The organism is Corynebacterium simulans (assembly GCF_001586215.1).
Lineage (GTDB): Bacteria > Actinomycetota > Actinomycetes > Mycobacteriales > Mycobacteriaceae > Corynebacterium > Corynebacterium simulans.
This window is the reverse complement of sequence record NZ_CP014634.1, coordinates 2503061-2520021: the sequence shown is the minus strand read 5'-3', so window position 1 is coordinate 2520021 and position 16961 is coordinate 2503061. Positions and strand designations below refer to the sequence as shown.

Annotated in this window: 16 protein-coding genes; 6 read left to right on the top strand and 10 right to left on the bottom strand. The window is 60.7% G+C overall.

Translation table 11 applies throughout. The features are described 5' to 3' along the window. Positions 1 to 5 precede the first annotated feature (5 nt). The 7 genes from WM42_RS11760 to rimP all read right to left on the bottom strand — a co-directional run bounded on the left by WM42_RS11760 (position 6) and on the right by rimP (position 8095). Positions 6 to 1280 carry an MATE family efflux transporter gene (locus WM42_RS11760; protein ID WP_062038540.1) on the bottom strand — a complete coding sequence of 425 codons (1275 nt, stop codon included), beginning with the start codon at positions 1278 to 1280 and terminating at the stop codon, positions 6 to 8. Between the two features lie 77 nt (positions 1281 to 1357). Then, positions 1358 to 2350, bottom strand: a complete 993-nt coding sequence (locus WM42_RS11755) for a DHH family phosphoesterase (RefSeq protein ID WP_062038536.1) — start codon at positions 2348 to 2350, stop codon at positions 1358 to 1360. Between the two features lies 1 nt (position 2351). Then, complete coding sequence (rbfA, locus tag WM42_RS11750; protein ID WP_061923135.1) at positions 2352 to 2795, bottom strand: 30S ribosome-binding factor RbfA; 444 nt, start codon at positions 2793 to 2795, stop codon at positions 2352 to 2354. A gap of 346 nt (positions 2796 to 3141) precedes the next feature. Next, positions 3142 to 5910 (bottom strand): translation initiation factor IF-2, encoded by a 2769-nt coding sequence (gene infB, locus WM42_RS11745; protein ID WP_062038532.1) that lies wholly within the window; start codon positions 5908 to 5910, stop codon positions 3142 to 3144. 164 nt (positions 5911 to 6074) lie between these two features. Continuing rightward, positions 6075 to 6386, bottom strand: a complete 312-nt coding sequence (locus tag WM42_RS13115; RefSeq protein ID WP_082778614.1) for a YlxR family protein — start codon at positions 6384 to 6386, stop codon at positions 6075 to 6077. Positions 6387 to 6515: 129 nt separating this feature from the next. Continuing rightward, positions 6516 to 7532, bottom strand: a complete 1017-nt coding sequence (nusA, locus tag WM42_RS11740; RefSeq protein ID WP_062038529.1) for a transcription termination factor NusA — start codon at positions 7530 to 7532, stop codon at positions 6516 to 6518. Beyond that, positions 7529 to 8095, bottom strand: coding sequence for a ribosome maturation factor RimP (rimP, locus tag WM42_RS11735; RefSeq protein ID WP_062038526.1), 567 nt, complete (start codon positions 8093 to 8095; stop codon positions 7529 to 7531). Before rimP ends, nusA begins: the two co-directional genes overlap by 4 nt. A gap of 37 nt (positions 8096 to 8132) precedes the next feature. Between rimP and WM42_RS11730 the strand changes: the two genes are divergently transcribed. Together WM42_RS11730 and WM42_RS13885 are read left to right on the top strand one after the other, a co-directional pair. After that, on the top strand, positions 8133 to 9020 hold the full coding sequence (locus tag WM42_RS11730; protein ID WP_082787698.1) for a hypothetical protein: 888 nt from the start codon (positions 8133 to 8135) through the stop codon (positions 9018 to 9020). Between the two features lie 353 nt (positions 9021 to 9373). Continuing rightward, positions 9374 to 9496 (top strand): hypothetical protein, encoded by a 123-nt coding sequence (locus tag WM42_RS13885; RefSeq protein ID WP_235591265.1) that lies wholly within the window; start codon positions 9374 to 9376, stop codon positions 9494 to 9496. Here WM42_RS13885 and WM42_RS11725 read toward each other — a convergent pair. After that, the gene (locus WM42_RS11725) at positions 9465 to 9842 is read right to left on the bottom strand and encodes a DoxX family protein (RefSeq protein ID WP_061923143.1); all 378 of its coding nucleotides are present in this window, start codon (positions 9840 to 9842) and stop codon (positions 9465 to 9467) included. The genes WM42_RS13885 and WM42_RS11725 overlap by 32 nt on opposite strands. Before the next feature lie 208 nt (positions 9843 to 10050). Between WM42_RS11725 and WM42_RS11720 the strand changes: the two genes are divergently transcribed. After that, the gene (locus WM42_RS11720) at positions 10051 to 10386 is read left to right on the top strand and encodes a transglycosylase family protein (protein ID WP_061923146.1); all 336 of its coding nucleotides are present in this window, start codon (positions 10051 to 10053) and stop codon (positions 10384 to 10386) included. A gap of 495 nt (positions 10387 to 10881) precedes the next feature. On the opposite strand, the gene WM42_RS11715 is transcribed toward WM42_RS11720, so the two are convergent. Beyond that, positions 10882 to 12651: a proline--tRNA ligase gene (locus tag WM42_RS11715; RefSeq protein WP_062038523.1), complete on the bottom strand. Its 1770-nt coding sequence runs from the start codon at positions 12649 to 12651 to the stop codon at positions 10882 to 10884. A gap of 31 nt (positions 12652 to 12682) precedes the next feature. On the opposite strand from WM42_RS11715, the gene yaaA reads away from it, so the two are divergent. Further along, positions 12683 to 13423: a peroxide stress protein YaaA gene (yaaA, locus tag WM42_RS11710; RefSeq protein ID WP_062038519.1), complete on the top strand. Its 741-nt coding sequence runs from the start codon at positions 12683 to 12685 to the stop codon at positions 13421 to 13423. 17 nt (positions 13424 to 13440) lie between these two features. Here yaaA and WM42_RS11705 read toward each other — a convergent pair whose 3' ends face one another. Next, positions 13441 to 14748 (bottom strand): DUF4921 family protein, encoded by a 1308-nt coding sequence (locus WM42_RS11705; RefSeq protein WP_201057388.1) that lies wholly within the window; start codon positions 14746 to 14748, stop codon positions 13441 to 13443. A 56-nt stretch (positions 14749 to 14804) separates the two neighbouring features. Between WM42_RS11705 and WM42_RS11700 the strand changes: the two genes are divergently transcribed. Then, complete coding sequence (locus WM42_RS11700) at positions 14805 to 15620, top strand: PhzF family phenazine biosynthesis protein (protein ID WP_062039466.1); 816 nt, start codon at positions 14805 to 14807, stop codon at positions 15618 to 15620. Positions 15621 to 15622: 2 nt separating this feature from the next. Next, the gene (locus WM42_RS11695; RefSeq protein ID WP_062038516.1) at positions 15623 to 16957 is read left to right on the top strand and encodes a protein adenylyltransferase SelO family protein; all 1335 of its coding nucleotides are present in this window, start codon (positions 15623 to 15625) and stop codon (positions 16955 to 16957) included. Positions 16958 to 16961 lie beyond the last annotated feature (4 nt).

The window sequence follows — 16961 nt, the reverse complement described above, 5'->3', positions numbered from 1 at the left end:
TCAGGTTAGACCACGGCCCAGCGCATCGAGCGGAAGCGATAGACCACCCCGAGGAAACGGATGAAAACAAACAGCGCAAGGCCGCACCACACGCCGGGCAGGCCCGCGCCCAAGGCGTAGGCCGCCCACACGCCGGGCAGGAATCCACAAAGCACCGAAACGACGGTCAGCGTGCGCAGGAAGGCGGCATCGCTGGCGCCGAGCAGGACGCCGTCGAGTGCAAAAACCACGCCTCCCAGAACCACCATGGCAATCATGATGAGCCACGGCAGCCGGATGACCTCGAGCACCACTGCATCGGTGGTGAAAAGCGCAGGAATGATGCCGATGCCCAGGGCTAAGACTGCGCCGAGCCCGAGTGCAAAGGCCGTGGAGTAGAAAGTGACCTTGGTGCCGACGCTGCGCGCATGCTTGGCTGAGCCCGCGCCGAGCGCCGCGCCGGTCAGCGCCTGGGCGGCGATGGCCAGAGAATCCAGCACAAGCGACAGGAAGTTCCACAGCTGAATCATGATCTGATGCGCGGCAAGCTGGGCCGTTCCGAAGCGGGAGGCCACGGCGGCGGCCGAAAGGAAGGCCACCTGGAAGCTGGCAGAGCGCACGATGAGATCGCGGCCCAACACGAGCTGGCGCTTGACGACGCCCCACTGCAGCCGCCAGGACCCCACGTGCTCACGGTGGAGCTCGCGCAGAAATAGCGTGGCCATGATAGCCATGCCCAGCACGGTGGCCCAGGCGGAGCCGGCAAGGCCCCACTGGTGGACGAACACTGGCACAGCGATGGCGCCAGGAATGAGGCCGGCCAGGGTAAAAAGCAGCGGTTTTACGGTGTTTTGAACGCCGCGCATCCAACCGTTGCCTGCCATCTCGATGAGATTGAGCGGGATAGCGAAGGCAGCGATGCGCAGCCACAGCGCGGTGTCCTGGGCAGTTTCTGGATTGCCGGTTAGCCAGCGCGCAAAGTGCCCTGCGCCCAACCACATGATGACCGCCAAAGTCATGCCCACGCCGATGGCCACGTAGGTAGCTTGTACGCCTTCGGCTACGGCCTCGTCCTTCTTGCCCGCGCCGAAGAGCCGGGAGGCACGCGCCGTGGTGCCATAGGAAAGGAAGGTCAGCTGGGTGGTGACAACCGTGTGGATGGTCGCCGCAGCGCCGAGTGCGGCCAGCTGATGCGCGCCGAGGCGGCCCACCACTGCCGTATCCAACAACAGGTAGAGCGGCATGGCAGCGAGCACGCCGAGCGCCGGAAACGCGAGGCGAAATACCTCACCAGCGCTCACGCGGGTGACTGCCTTACCTGGCTTCGAAGTATCTTCTGCTTCTGCCGAAGCATTGTCCTGTTCGCGCCGCGTGATGGTTACTCCCCTACAGCATTTTCTTCGTCGTAATTGGCAAGTGCGTCGACGAGATGAGCAATGATTTCTTCTGGTTTGCCCAGGGCCGTATAGCCGGCCGCCGGGATGTGCCCGCCGCCGTCGAACATGAGCGCCACCTGCGCGCAGTTAACGGTGGAAGAACGCAGCGACACCGCCCAGACTCCCGCGCGTTGCTCTTTGAACACCACGCCCATGTCAGTGCCTTTGAGCGCGCGCACGAAGTCCACCATGGATTCCACGGCAGAATCGGAGTGCGACTGTACTTCCTCAACGGGCACAATAAGCGTGCCGAGGCGGTGCTCGCCGGCCTCGATGATGCGCAGACCAGACAGCACGCGGCCGACCATCTGCACGTCGTCGGCAGTATTGGAGTCCATCAGATCCACTGCGATCTGTTTGGTATCGAGCCCATAGAACATCAGGCGGGCAGCGATGTCGTGCATGACTGGCCGACCCCAGCGGAAGCTGCCGGTGTCGGTAACCAGACCGGCATAAAGGCAATGCGCAATCCCACGATCGATCTGCACGGAGAGCATATCGAGGACGTCGAGAAGCACCACAGTGGTGGACTCGCACTCCGGATCAATCAGGTTGATGGAACCGAAACCGCGGTTCGATGCGTGGTGGTCGATGCACAGAACCCGGCCGGTGCCTGCCATCTTCTCCAACTCCCCCATGAGAGCGCCGGTGCGGTCGATGGAACCGCAGTCCACCGTGACATAAAGATCATAGCCTTTTGGCAGGGTGTTGACGAGCTCAATCTCGTCGGAGGCAGGGATGGTGAAGAGATTGTTCGAAAACGGGCGTTCCTGGCCGATGACGGTGCGGGTCTGCTTGCCCCGCTGGCGCAACGCCAGGTTCAACGCGGCGGCAGAGCCGATAGCATCCGCATCGGGGCGCAGGTGCGTAATGATGCAGATGCTGCTCGCTTCTATCAAGGCGTCGGCGGCGCCTTGATAATCAGCGCGGCGCACCCTAGGCCTCTTCCCGATCGGAATCCTTGTATGGGTTTGCGTCTCCAGCCGGCTTCGCGTTGGCCTTCAGCTTGGCAAGCTCCGCATCGCGGGCGCGGGCGCGCTCCAGCAAATCCTCCATGTGGGCGGAAGCCTCCGGAACGGTATCGACCTCGAAGGCGAGCGTCGGGGTAAAGCGCACGGAGAGCTGATCGCCCACAATCTTGCGCAGCTGGCCCTTCGCGCGGTTGAGTGCCTCTGCTGCCTTGTCGAAGTCTGGCTCGGAGTCGATGTCCTTGCCGCGCACGGTGTAGTAAACAGTGGCATCGTGGAGATCGCCCGTGACGCGAGTATCGGTGATGGTCACCATCTCGAGGCGACGATCCTTGATCTCGCGTTCGATAGCACTCGCCACGATTTCCTGAATACGCTTGGCCATTCGTGCAGCACGCGCGTGGTCAACCATGGTGCAACTCCTTCTCCGTCGAACTAGCGATCTCTACCAAGATCTATAAAATCGTGTTCATCTTACATTACTCCGCATACATGTCCTGAAGCAGAAAGAGGAAGCGTCATGCCCCATCATTTAAATGAGTTTCATGCCGATGCTCCGAACAAAGCAGCAAGCTGCCTCGAAAGGGCTGAACTCACGCAAGCTTCTCTGCTAAACAAGGCACGCATTAGCAAACCCAACTTGTCTTAAACCGGTCTGGATAGTTGAAACACTAAGGTTCAGCAGAAGCTACAAATAAAATCGCCAGGGCTTCCCCAGCGGGGAAACACCTGGCGATTTTATTTACACTGCTTGCGGACTAGGTACGCGGAACCTCGACCTCTTCGTAGGCCTGGATCTGGTCGCCCACCTGGATGTCTGGGTAGGACAGGACCATACCGCACTCGTAGCCGGCGTTGATCTCGTTTGCGTCGTCCTTTTCGTGGCGCAAGGACTCGATCTTGGCGTCGGAAGTGATGACGTTGCCATCGCGAACGAGGCGGACCTTGCCGTTGCGCTTGACCTTGCCCTCGGTGACCATGCAGCCCGCGATGGTGCCGACAGCGGAGGACTTGAACAGCGCGCGGATTTCCGCAGCACCGGTGTCGCGCTCCTCGTAGATTGGCTTAAGCATACCCTTGAGAGCAGCCTCGACCTCTTCGATGGCGCGGTAGATAATCGTGTAGTAGCGGATATCCACGCCCTCGGCGTTAGCTTCCTCAGTTGCCTTACCCTCAGCGCGAACGTTGAAGGCGATGATGATTGCGTCGGAAGCCGCTGCCAGGGAGACGTTGGTCTGGGTTACAGCACCAACGCCACGGTCGATGATGTTGAGCTGTACCTCGTCGTCGATCTCGATGTCCAACAACGCATCTTCCAGGGCTTCCACCGAACCGGCGTTGTCGCCCTTGAGGATGAGGTTGAGGGTCGAGGTCTCCTTGAGAACTGCATCCAGATCCTCGAGAGAGACGCGCTTGCGAGCCTTTGCCTGCAGAGCGGAACGCTTACGAGCATCACGCTGTGCAGCAATCTGGCGTGCCACGCGGTCATCTTCCACCACGAGCAGGTTGTCGCCGGCACCCGGAACACCGTTGAGGCCCTGGACCTGAACCGGTCGGGACGGACCAGCCTCTTCGACGTCGTTACCGAACTCGTCAAGCATGCGGCGGACACGGCCGTGCGCATCGCCAACGACGATGGAGTCACCAACGCGGAGGGTACCGCGCTGGACGATGACGGTGGCAACCGGGCCGCGGCCACGGTCGAGGTGAGACTCGATGGCAACGCCCTGTGCGTCCATCTCTGGGTTCGCAGTCAGTTCAAGCGCTGCATCAGCAGTCAGGATGACTGCCTCAAGCAGGCTGTCGATGTGCAGATCCTGCTTTGCAGAGATATCGACGAACATGGTGTCGCCGCCGTATTCCTCCGGCACCAGGCCGTACTCGGTGAGCTGGCCACGGATCTTGTCCGGGGAAGCCTCTGGCTTATCGATCTTGTTGACTGCAACCACGACTGGGATGTCCGCAGCCTTGGCGTGGTTGATTGCCTCAACGGTCTGCGGCATGACGCCGTCATCTGCTGCGACAACCAGGATTGCCAAGTCAGTGGACTTCGCACCGCGTGCACGCATAGCGGTAAACGCCTCGTGACCCGGGGTATCTAGGAAGGTGATGGTGCGCTCGCCATCTTCCAGTTCAACGGTGGTCTGGTATGCACCGATGCCCTGGGTGATGCCGCCGGCCTCGCCCTCGCGCTCGTTGGTCTTACGGATGGAGTCCAAAAGGCGGGTCTTACCATGGTCGACGTGACCCATGACGGTAACAACTGGAGGACGGTTCTCCAGCGCCTCTTCGCCGCCTTCGTCCTCACCGAACTTCAGGTCGAAGGACTCGAGCAGCTCACGGTCCTCGTCCTCTGGGGAGACGACCTGGACGTCGTAGTGAATCTCAGCGCCGAGCAGCTGCAGGGTTTCCTCGGAAACGGAGGCGGTTGCGGTAACCATCTCGCCCAAGTTGAACAGTGCCTGCACCAGTGCTGCCGGATCTGCGCCAATCTTCTCTGCGAAGTCAGCCAAGGAAGCACCGCGGCGCAGACGAATGGTCTTGCCCTTGCCGTCAGGCAGGCGTACGCCGCCTACCTCATGCTTCTGCTGCTCTTCAAACTCATGGCGCTTCTGACGCTTCGACTTCTTGCCGCGACGCGGTGCGCCACCTGGACGGCCGAATGCACCTGCGGTACCGCCGCGACGTCCGCCGCGTCCGCCACCGCGGAAGCCGCCTGGGCCACCTGGACCGCCTGGTCCACCCTGGCCACGCCCACCGCGGCCGCGGCCACCGCCGCCACCGTTGGAGGACTTAGACGGCATGGCTGCCGGGTTTGGATGCGAAGGCATCATGGCCGGCGATGGACGACGACCGCCGCCCTGCCCCTGACGCTGGTTGCCCTCGCCCTGGCCCGAGCGTCCGCCGCCCTTGCCGCCGCGGTTATCGCCTGGCTTACCGCCAGGACGCTGGCCCTTGGAGCCGCCCGGACGTGGTCCTGGACGGCCGCCCTCGCCACCACCCGTGGAGAACGGGTTGTTGGCCACGCGGCGGGTGCCGCCCGGCTTCGGCATGGGGCGAGGCATAGCGTTGCCTGGGTTTGGACGTTCTGCGCCCGGCTTCGGGGCAGACTTAGAAGCGGACTTGTCCGCGCCGTTTGCCTGTGGCTTCTGGCCACCCTTCGGGCCCGGCTTAGCAGCACCTGGCTTGGCAGCTCCCGGCTTCGGGGCGCCTGGCTTCGGTGCGCCTGGCTTTGGCGCGTTAGCTGCAGGCTTTTCTGCCTTGGCAGCGCCTGCAGCCTTAGCTGACTTAGCGTCCTTGGCAGCCTTGTTTGCGGCAGGCTTTTTCTCTGCCGACTTCTCACCGGCCAGCTTCTCGCCGCCGGACTGCGCCTCGTAATGGGCGCGCATCTTCTTTACCACTGGAGGTTCAATGGTAGAAGAAGCAGTCTTGACGAATTCGCCCTGCTCCTTGAGCGTAGCGAGTAGTTCCTTGCTGGTTACTCCGAGCTGCTTTGCGAGCTCGTGAACACGTAGCTTTCCGGGCACTTGTCTCCTTGTGATCGTTACTAGGAGCCAAGGCCTGGAAGTGGCCTGACCCCTAGTTAATGGCTATGGACTTTCATCGCTGATGCTTCATCGTTGTGCGCTCATCAGTGTTCGGTCTTCCTTTAACTCTGGCTCGTGAAGGCGCGGTGCCTTCACGAATGCACCTATGATTCGCCGGCTTTCGCCAACTTCTCCAGGTACTCACGTACGTGACCTGTATCCACGTCAGTGGATAACCGAAGCGCGCGCCGAAATGCTCGGGTGCGCTCCGCCAGCTCTAATGCAGAAAGTTCCGGGCTAATCCAGGCTCCCCTTCCGGGAAGGCGGCGCCGCGGATCCGCCACGACACGTCGGCCGCTTGGGTCATCGCGGTCAACGACAACACGCAATAGCTGCGTATCGGGAAAGCGGCGGCGCGTAGCAATACAGGTACGAATACGTACGTGAGGGTCTGACTGTGGTTGTCTCAGTGACATCCAACTCCCTTACGTTTTCGCGCTTACCTGAAAAACGCCACAGCTTTTCTGCATGTGGGCCGTTATCTAGCTTACGCGAAAACCTGGCAGAACCTTAATTAGTACCTTTATCCCTGTGCAGCCCGACTACTAGTTGGATTTTGCATCGGAGTGGATGTCGATCTTCCACCCGGTAAGACGCGCCGCCAGGCGGGCGTTCTGGCCTTCCTTACCAATTGCCAAAGACAACTGGTAATCCGGAACGGTCACGCGCGCAACCTGTGCTTCGTGGTCGATGACCTCAACGCGGACAACCTTGGACGGCGCCAGGGAGTTGCCCACGTAGACGCTTGGGTCCTCGCTGTAGTCGATGATGTCGATCTTCTCGCCGCCGAGCTCACGCATGATGTTGTTGACGCGCTGGCCACGTGGACCAATGCAGGCGCCCTTGGCGTTAAGGCCCTTTGCGTGGCCCACCACTGCCACCTTGGAGCGGTGTCCGGCCTCACGCGCGATGGCCACGAGCTCGACGGCGCCGTCGCCCACCTCAGGGATTTCCAGCTCGAACAGGCCGCGCACCAGCTCCGGGTGGGTGCGCGAAAGGGTGATCTGCACCTGCGCGCCGTTGCGGGTAACTCCCACAACATATGCCTTGATACGGTCACCGTGCTCGAGTTTCTCACCCGGCAGCTGCTCAGCGGGCAGCAAGATAGCGTCCTGGGAATCCAGTTCAGTACCGAGCTGGACCACAACGACGCCGCGCTCGTTGGCGCGCACATCGCGCTGGACGACGCCGGATACGACGCGCCCAGTCAGTTCCGAATAGGACTCATAGGTTTGCTCGGCTTCTGCCTCGCGCAGCTTGCGGATGATGGCCTCGCGCACTGCCTGCGCACCGAAGCGACCAAAGTTTTCTGGCGTATCGTCGTATTCGCTCAAAGTCTCGCCAGTTTCCAGGTCGGTCTCCGTGACGATGACGGAAACTGCACCGGTGTCGGCGTCGATGTCTACGCGGGACTTGGTGCCCTCCGCCTTGGTTTCTGCCGACTGCTTGCGATAATCCAGGTACGAATACAACAAGGCACTCGCGATCGCTTCGAGCAGGTCCTTGACGTGGACGCCGCGCTCGTTCTGGATCGTACGGAGTGCCTCTAGATCAATATTCACTTTTCATCCTCTCGGGTTGCCGAGTTCTGCTCGGCGTATTCAAACGTCTGCTGCGCTGCCTCCTGCTCGTCCGCAGAAGGTTTAGCAAATTCAATTTCTACCACCGCGCGGTGGATATTTTCCAATCGCTCGATGCGGAATTGGACGTCCTTCTTCACCGTAGTGATAAGCGCTACCGCAGCCTCATCCGCGGAAAGCGCACCGATACGAGCCACTTCGGTCTTGCCCGGAGCGGTTTCAAATGCGACGACGCGGCCACGGTTGCGGCGCCAGTGGCGCGGGGCGGTAAATGGCAGATCGACGCCCGGGGTAGAGACCTCCAGGGTGTAGCCTGCGCCAAAGTTCAACTCGCCTGATTCTTCCTTGGCATCAAAGAATTGGGAGATCTGATTGGAGACTTCTTCCAGGACATCGGAGCTCGGGCGCGTATCACCATCGATGCGGATGATGACCTGGGATTTCTTTCCCGCCTTGGTAGTCTTTACGTCCTCCACGTCGAGCCCGCGGGGCTCCAGCAATGGTTGGAGTAGTTCAGTTAATTGTTCTGCATCTGGAAAAGCCATGCGCTCTAGCCTAACTGTTACGTGTAAGGTCTTTTGCGTGAACCGCCGTGCCCTAGCCCCCATCGCAACGCTTACCGTCCTTGGCGCACTCGCGCCCGCGCTGAGCGGATGCCAAGCCGTCGACTCCATCGTCGACTACTTTGGCCCCCGTCCCGATGAGGCACTCGTGGGCTTAGGCCGCAGCGCCGACGCGGACGCGCAGCAGCTCGCTGCGGTCGATCCCCACGCTTCGCAGTTGCGCTCCGAGCAGGCCGATGCCCTTTATGCCGAGGTCGAGCGGCTTTGCGGCCGCAACGAGAAAGGCGCTGCCCCGCGCTCCTGCGAGGTCCAGCGCGACCCGCAGGCCGCCGACCAAGAGCCGGCCGCAGAAAATATTGATGTCATCGAAGTCATGGACCAAGCCGCGGTGCATACCCGCGACGCCCTGAGCGAGGTCAGCGCGGAGTCCCGCGCGCTGGTGACCAACCAGGCCATCATCTTGGACGCGTGGGAGCCTTCCCAGCTGCCGGAGTCCCCGGAGCTTGATCCCAGCGAAGCCGCCCGCGCCCGAGAGCTTCTGGAATGGGAATACGAGCAGGTCTACGGCCTGGACTTCGCCCGCTCCTACGCCGCGCCGTCGATGGAAGAAAACATCGATGACCGCCTCGAGATGCACGAAAAACGCATCGCAGCGCTGCAAAAGGCACTCGCCCCGCTTGGCGAAGTCCCCCAACCGGCCCCCGCTTACGAGCCAACGCCTGAGGAAATGCCGCTGCCTAGCGACGCTGCTTCCGCCCAAGCTTTCGTCGACCACCTGGGGTGGAATGACTCCCTCGAGTGGTCTTCTGCCGCGTCACAAGCCGCCGCCCCCACTGCCGAGGGCGAGGAACGCGTGGCCTGGCGCAACTGGCTCATCGCCGTTGCTGCCCAATCCCGCGGTTTATAGAAAAGCGTGAATCCCTAAACAAATCTTCGGGCCCCGCCTTAAGGCTGGGCTTTACAATGGCCATGGTGTCTCACCAGAAAATACGCCACCTTAGATGGCCCGCTCATCCCTAGCAAAGACGGCAACTCAGCCATCGTGCCAGTCCAGGTAACGGCCGGGACCTCTACCGAAATCGCCGACAAGGTCACCCAGCTGCGCGAGCACTTCGGTGAGCACGCCGGCACCCGCAGCGAGGGCTCTGTACTGGTAGGCGGCCCCGACTCCCAGCTAGCTGACGAAGAATCCGCGGCCGCGAGGATGCCCGGGCCGATACCCGCCGGGTCGCTCGGAGTGTTCTACTCGATACACTCATCGTGCGCACCGTCTTGGTACCGGCCTTGGTCCAGATCCTCGGCGAGAAGTTCTGGTGGCCCACACACCTAAAGCGAGCTGCTACGAACAGCGCTAGCGCACAAACTGCAACGCCTCGCGAATAATCAGCAACTGTGCTGGCTGACGCAGCACGTGATAGAGCTTCTTACCTACGCCCGTGGAGGATTGATTCCAATCCTTGCGGGCGTGATACATATTGGCGGGCCATACCGCAAGCAACAGTGCTACTGCGGACCAGCCGCCGACGGAACGTGTGCGCTCATTAATTACTGCTGCACCGGTGGCCAGCTCCCAGATACCTGAGGCATAGTTATAGAACCGCGCACCGCCTGGCAGACGCGGCGGCACGATGGATTCAAATTCTTCCTTCTTCACAAAGTGCAGCGTGCCCATGCTTAGCATCACAGAGCCAAACGTAAGGGCACGGGCACGCTTCCAATCAATAGCCATGCCCTGACTCTACATCGCCGAGTTTTCTCCACCGAGCCCACAGCCGCTTAAGGCTTACTGAGTAGCGGCCAGACAATGAGCAGCAAACTTTACGACGCATTTCATTGCGAGGGCCCTCCCACCGCTTTTACGTTGGTTGGCCATGGACACACCGGAGATACCGCGTGGGTGTTCCTTTAATGACACAAAGAGAAGGAGAACTTTCTCAATGCGTTCAAAGAAGAAGTTTGCAACCCTGTCCGCTGCCGCTGCAATGGGCGTTGCCGCACTGGCGCAACCTGCCGCAAACGCTGCCCCGGCCTCCGCATGGGAACAGGTTGCAGCATGCGAGTCCGGTGGTAACTGGCAGATCAACACGGGCAACGGCTACTACGGTGGCCTGCAGTTCAATGCACAGACCTGGAGCAGCTTCGGCGGCCAGCAGTACGCCCCAACCGCTGACCAGGCAACAAAAGAGCAGCAGATTGCTGTTGCCGAGCAGGTCCTGACTACCCAGGGCGCCGGTGCTTGGCCAAACTGTGGTGGCCCGGTAGGCGGCTACTAAAGCCACACTCATACGTGCCATAAGGCCCTGCCCCTCGAACCGAAAGGGGCAGGGCCTTCGCGTATCCACAGCAACCCACCGCTTTGCATCCCCCATCAACGGACCGCTTTGCATCCCCCATCAACGGACCGCTTTGCATCCCCCATCAACGGACCGCTTTGCATCCCCCATCAACGTACTTCTGTGTGCAAATAGGCCGCCTAAAACACGGCAAACAGCTGCCCTATTTACGCAGAGCGGTACTCGCCCTCTAACGGCTCACCTCAACCCCGCGCACCGCACCCCACAAAGCGCACCACCCCACGCGGAAACGTCCCGCGAACCCGCACGGCCGGAGTGACCCCAACTGCCAGGTACTTATATATGCAAATAAGGCCCCCAAATCACAAGATTGGAAGCCTTATTTACATACAGCGGTACCTGCGCCTTAACAGCGCACCATTAACAGCGCGCTCTTAACACCACGCGCCAACAGCGCCCCCTTAACGGCACGCCTCAACCGCGCACGAGCTCCAAGAGCTTGTCCACGATCTGCTCAGCTGGCACCTCAAGCGTTTCGCCACCACGGATGCGCAGCTCGATGATGCCATCGGCAAACGAGCGGCCAAGGATGGCGATGAACGGCATACCCAGCAGCTCAGCGTCCTTGAACTTCACGCCCGGAGATACCTTCGGACGGTCATCAAAGAGAACCTCGATTCCAGCAGCATCAAGGTCCTCGACCAGCTTCTGCCCTGCCTCAAGCGCAGCGGCGTCCTTGTTCGCCACAGCCACGTGCACCTGGAAAGGAGCAACTTCAACCGGCCAACGCAGGCCCTTCTCGTCAGCCATCTGCTCGGCCAAGACAGCCATCATGCGGGAGATACCGATGCCGTAGGAGCCCATGGTCGGAACCGCACGCTTGCCGTTCTCATCCAGGATCTGAACATCGAATGCCTCGGTGTACTTGCGGCCCAGCTGGAAGATGTGGCCCAGCTCGATGCCGCGCTCCAGGGTCAGGGTGCCCATGCCGTTCGGTGCCGGATCGCCTTCCTTGACCTCGGCGGCCTCGATGAACTCGTCAACCTCGAAGTCGCGGCCAGCAATACAGCCCACCACGTGGTGGTTAGCCTCATCAGCACCAGTAATCCAGGAGGAGCCCTTTACCACGCGCGGATCCGCATAAACCTTCACGTCGTTTGCGTTGAGCGCACGCGGGCCCACGTAGCCGCGAACCAGGAAGGGGTTCTTCTTGAAGTCCTCGTCACCGGCCAGCTCAAACTCGGCAGGCTCAAGGGAGGCCTCAAGGCGCTTTTCGTCCAGCTCGCGATCGCCCGGAATCAGAACAGCAGCTAGCTGCCATTCCTTTTCTTCCTCGCTTGCCGCAGGCTGTGCCACCTTGATAACCATGCACTTCAGGGTGTCAGCGGCTTCCACCGCACGGCCTTCAACCTCGATGCCTTCAGAGTTAGCCCACTGCACCAAAGAGTCAATGGTCGCAGCATCAGGCGTCTGGTAAACCTTCGCCTCTGCCTGGCCTTCAATTGCCTTTTCTTCCGGCACAGGGGTAACCACGGCCTCAACGTTAGCCGCGTACTCGCCCTCCGTGGCGCGTACGAAGGTGTCCTCACCTGCCGGAGAGACAGCCAGAAATTCCTCGGACGCGGAACCTCCCATGGCACCAGAGGTTGCCTTGCAGATGGCGTAATCAATCTTCAGACGGTTGAAGATGTTCTGGTAAGCCTTGCGGTGGCGCTGGTAGGACTCGTCCAGGCCCTCGTCGCTCATGTCGAAGGAGTAGGAATCCTTCATCACAAACTCGCGGCCGCGGAGAATGCCCGCACGCGGACGCTCCTCATCGCGGTACTTGGTCTGGATTTGGTACAGGGTAACCGGGAAGTCCTTATAAGAGGAGTACATGTCTTTTACTGCCGAGGCGAACATCTCCTCGTGTGTCGGGCCGAGCAGCATGTCTGCGCCCTTGCGGTCCTTCAGGCGGAAGAGGTTATCGCCGTACTCGGTCCAGCGCTGGGTCTGCTCATAAGGCTCACGCGGCAAAAGGGCCGGGAAGAGCATCTCCTGGCCGCCGATTGCGTTCATCTCCTCGCGCACGATGTCTTCAATCTTGGACAGGGTGCGCAGGCCGAGTGGCAGCCAGGTGTAAACGCCCGGCGCGGCGCGGCGGACGTAGCCTGCACGAACGAGGAGCTTGTGGCTGGTTACTTCGGCATCTGCCGGATCTTCGCGCAAGGTGCGAAGGAAGAGATTCGAAAGGCGAGTAATCATGCCTAGCACTCTACCCCGCTAGTATTTAGCTATGCTCATTCTCCTCCCTCCTTCTGAGACGAAAGCCCCCGGCGGCACCGGTGCCCCGCTCGACTTTGGAGCATTGTCCTTCCCCTCGCTGAACCCGGCGCGCCAGGAGATCGCGCAGGCGCTTGCCTCTCTCGAGGTGGATGAGGCGATGATTCAGCTAAAGCTCTCGGAAAAGCTCCGCGGGGAGGCCGAGGCCAACCAGGTAATTTATAGCTCTCCTACCCTGCCGGCCATCGAACGGTATACGGGTGTGCTTTATGACGCGCTGGATGCCGCCACGCTTTCCGACGCCGCTCGTTCCCACCTAGCCATCGGCTCCGCCTTGTTCGGCATCGTCCGCGCCGATGATCTGATTCCGCATTATCGTCTCTCCGGCGGAACGAAGCTGAGTGGAAACACTATGAAGTCTTGGTGGGGTAAGGCGATCACTGAGGCCTTGGAGGAAGTCGCGGCCCATGAGCTGGTGGTCGATATGCGCTCTGGCACCTACCAGCAGCTGGGCAAGCTCAAGACGGCGGCCACGGTTCGCGTGGAATCGGTTCAGCCTGATGGCTCGCGCAAGGTCATCTCTCACTTCAACAAGCACTACAAGGGCCTACTCGCCCGCCACGTGCTCAGACAGCCGGTGCTTCCAACCACCTTCGAGGAGTTTTCCGCAGCCGCCGCAAGCTTCCCCGAGTGGGAGACGGAAATCCGCGGCAGCGAGCGCGCCCCAGAATTGGTGCTCGTGCTTGACTCCTAGGACCGAACACCGGCAAATTAGCTGTTATAGCGCAGGCTATTGCGCTCTAGGCTGCATTCGGTGGCAATCGCAATCCCGGAGGCAAGCTTGCCTCGCTCGCGCAGGCGGTACAGCGAATCAACGATGCGGTCGCGCAATCCCCACGGCGAGATGGTGTTGATATAAATCTTGGTCCCGCCCTCAAAGCCGGCCAGCGTGGACACGCGCAGTTTGATCATCACTCGCCACGGCTGCGCGAGGTCGACTGATGGTGCCTTGTGGTGCCATTCCTCATTGCAGGCCACATCGGGGCCAACTGCCACATGGGCTGCGTGGATAAGGTCTGACATTCCGCGGATTTCCCCAGGCGTTTGCTCCCACGGCTCGCAGCGTTCGGACTTGGAGAAGATCTCCAGCGTGGGATAGCGGTGTCCAAAGCCGGCGAATAGCACCGCATATTCGTTTTCTGCAATCACCAGGTTGTGCTGCGCCGCATAGCCTACGGCCCAGTCGTTGTACATGTTGGGGTGCGCACGCAGGATGTCGTTTTCATGCGCGGCCGACATGCTGAGGTCATCAATGGCCACCAGCTGCTTGTGTAGATGGTCAAAGGAAGCCCCGGCTGGCGCCAGCCAGTTCTGGAAGGCCACCACATAGTCGGCGTAACGGTTGCGCTCATAAAGGTCACGCATGGAATCTACGGTGAAGGAAGTAAAGAGGAAGTGTTCGTCGGGGCTGAGCGTGCCAGATGAGGCCAACTGCGAATCGTCAGTAGCGCCTTCGACAAAGTGGCGGGCGCCAATGATGACATCGTGACCGCCACCGAAAAAGCAGCCGGCGTGTGTAAGCAGTTCCTGCTCCCCTAGGTCCGCATCTCGACCGGCCGCCCTGAGCTTCGTCCGTACGATGTTTAGAACGTGCTCGCGGCCTACAGGATTCGCAATGTAGCGCTCCATCCTCTCTTTAGTCTCCGCGTCCATCTCATACTCGTAGTTGGCCTTCCAGTAGTCGAAGGAGACGATCTCAAAGAGGTTCGGTACGCGCCTAAAAGCCGGCTTGGTTGTATCCAACGAATCTGGCGCAGCCCCACGCACAATCTCGCCAGAGGCTAAGATGCGTGACTTCTCAGGCGGGGTTTCCAGCTTGCGCGAAGAACAAAAAGCACAGGTGTTTCGCGCGGCATCGGTAGCCAGCGGTTGGGAGCTAGAGGCGGCATGCGCAAACGGACGATTCCCGCGGCCTGGAACGGTCCATACCTCGGTTCCGGAGAAGGGATTGACCTGTTTGACGGTGCCATCCGCCATCACTTGAATTGGCTCGATGCGGCTAAAAAGTGCTTCGCTCATGTTCCATAGGATAGACCGCGGCATGGCGGCTTGCGCGGGCTCGTAAGCTGGTGGCCATGCACCTTGATTACTTCGAAGTCGATGTCTTCGCCACCACGGCCTTTAGCGGCAATCCCCTAGCTGTCATCGCCGGGGCGGATGAGCTTTCGACCGAGCAGATGCAGCGCATTGCTAACTGGATCAACTTCTCGGAGACGACGTTCCTGTTGCACCCTACTACCGCAGACGCTGACTACCGGGTGCGTATCTTCACGCCGCACGAAGAATTCGCTTTCGCAGGTCACCCCACGTTGGGCACAGCACGGGTATTCTGCGAGCTCACCGGACATACAGGAGACCTCGTTCAGGAATGCGGCGTTGGGCTAGTAGATATCAAGGAAGAAAGGGAAGTCTTTTCCTTTGCCACCCCCGCGCTTTACAAATCTGGGCCATTGAGCGCGGCCGAACTGAGCGAGTCCGCCGCAGCACTCGGCATCGATGAGGCTGATATCTGTGATGCCGCATGGGCAGACAACGGCCCCGGCTGGCGCCTGGTGCAGCTTCGCGACGCCGCCGCGGTCCGCGCACTGCAGCCCAACAACGCGCGCGGCATCAAGGTCGGTGTCGTGGGACTTGAGTCCCTGCAACAAGCAGGTCAACCGCTCTACGAGATACGGGCATTTACCCCAGGCTTCGAAGACCCAGTCACGGGCTCTCTCAATGGCGCAGCAGCCCAATTCATGCGCGAGCGCGGCCTGGTACCGGATAGTTACACCGCACGGCAGGGCAGCCAGCTTGGCAGGAACGGCTTGGTGCATATTACTGACGACGGCGCTAGTGTCTGGGTCGGTGGAAACGTCCACGTACGAGTTCGCGGAAGCTTGGAGGTTTAGGCATGTCACTTCCCTTCGAACTGCACCACACCTTTGCTAAGCGCCTTTCCGGCATGGCGCGGGAAAGCCACGGCGAGCAGCAACCTGCGCCCAGCCTGCTCATCTTGAACGAGGATCTAGCTTCAGAGCTGGGCCTCGACCCAGAGTGGCTGCGCAGCCCCGCTGGAATCGATTTCCTTTGCGGGCGCAGCGAGGATAGCCCGGCACACGCGATGGCCTATGCCGGTTACCAATTCGGCCAATTCAACCCGCGCATGGGCGACGGTCGCGCCTTACTACTGGGTGAAATCGAGACTCCGGAAGGCCTGCGCGATCTCCATGCGAAGGGAACCGGCCTTACCCCCTACTCGCGTCCTGGGGCTGACGGGCGCGGAACAGTCCGTTCTATGTTGCGCGAGTACCTGTTCTCAGAGGCGATGCACGCGCTGGGCATTCCGACGACGCGCTCGCTAGCGGTCCTTTCTACTGGCCGGCGCATCCAACGCCAGGTGGAGGAGGAAGCCGGCATCTTGGTGCGAGTAGCTGCCAGCCACATCCGCATCGGTTCTTTCCACTACGCGGCGCAAACAGGCCAGCTACAGCAGCTGGCGGATTTCACGATCGCCCGGCATTACCCTGGCGCGAGTTACAAGGAGCTGTTTACCCGCGCCCTCGACGCCCAGATTGCTACGGTCGCGGCCTGGCAGCATGTAGGTTTCATCCATGGTGTGATGAACACGGACAACACCACCCTGTCTGGTGAAACCATCGACTATGGCCCGTGCGCCTTCATGGAGACCTACGATCCTGATACTTGTTTTAGCTCCATCGACACCCGCGGCCGTTACCGCTTTGGCCACCAGCCCGACATCCTGGGCTGGAACTTCGCGCGTCTGGCGGAGAGCATGTTGCAGCTTTTCGACGCCTCCCCCAACGAGGCCATCAACTTCGCCCAAGAAACCATCAACAGCTACCACGAGCGCTTCGCTTCTCAACTTGAGCGCGACTTCGTCAAGCGCTTTGGCATCAGCACTGATGCTGCAGTCAGCGCTAGCAAGAACGCTAATCTCCGCAGTGAGTACTTCACCGAGCTGGTAGAAAAGCAGCCGGACTTCACGCTGGCCAACCTAGAGCTGTGGGAGAAGCTGCACGGTACGCAGCCAACGAATCCGCCCGGCGGCCCGAAGAACAGCACCGTTCCGCGAGTCATCCCACGCCCGCACAACGTGGAGGAAGCGCTGCTCGACATTGACGCCTTCCAAGAATTCTTGGACGCCATTACTCGCCCGTTTGCGCCCAACGCCAAATACGAAACGCCCGGCAACCCTGAGGGTTACCGGACGTACTGCGGAACTTAGGCGA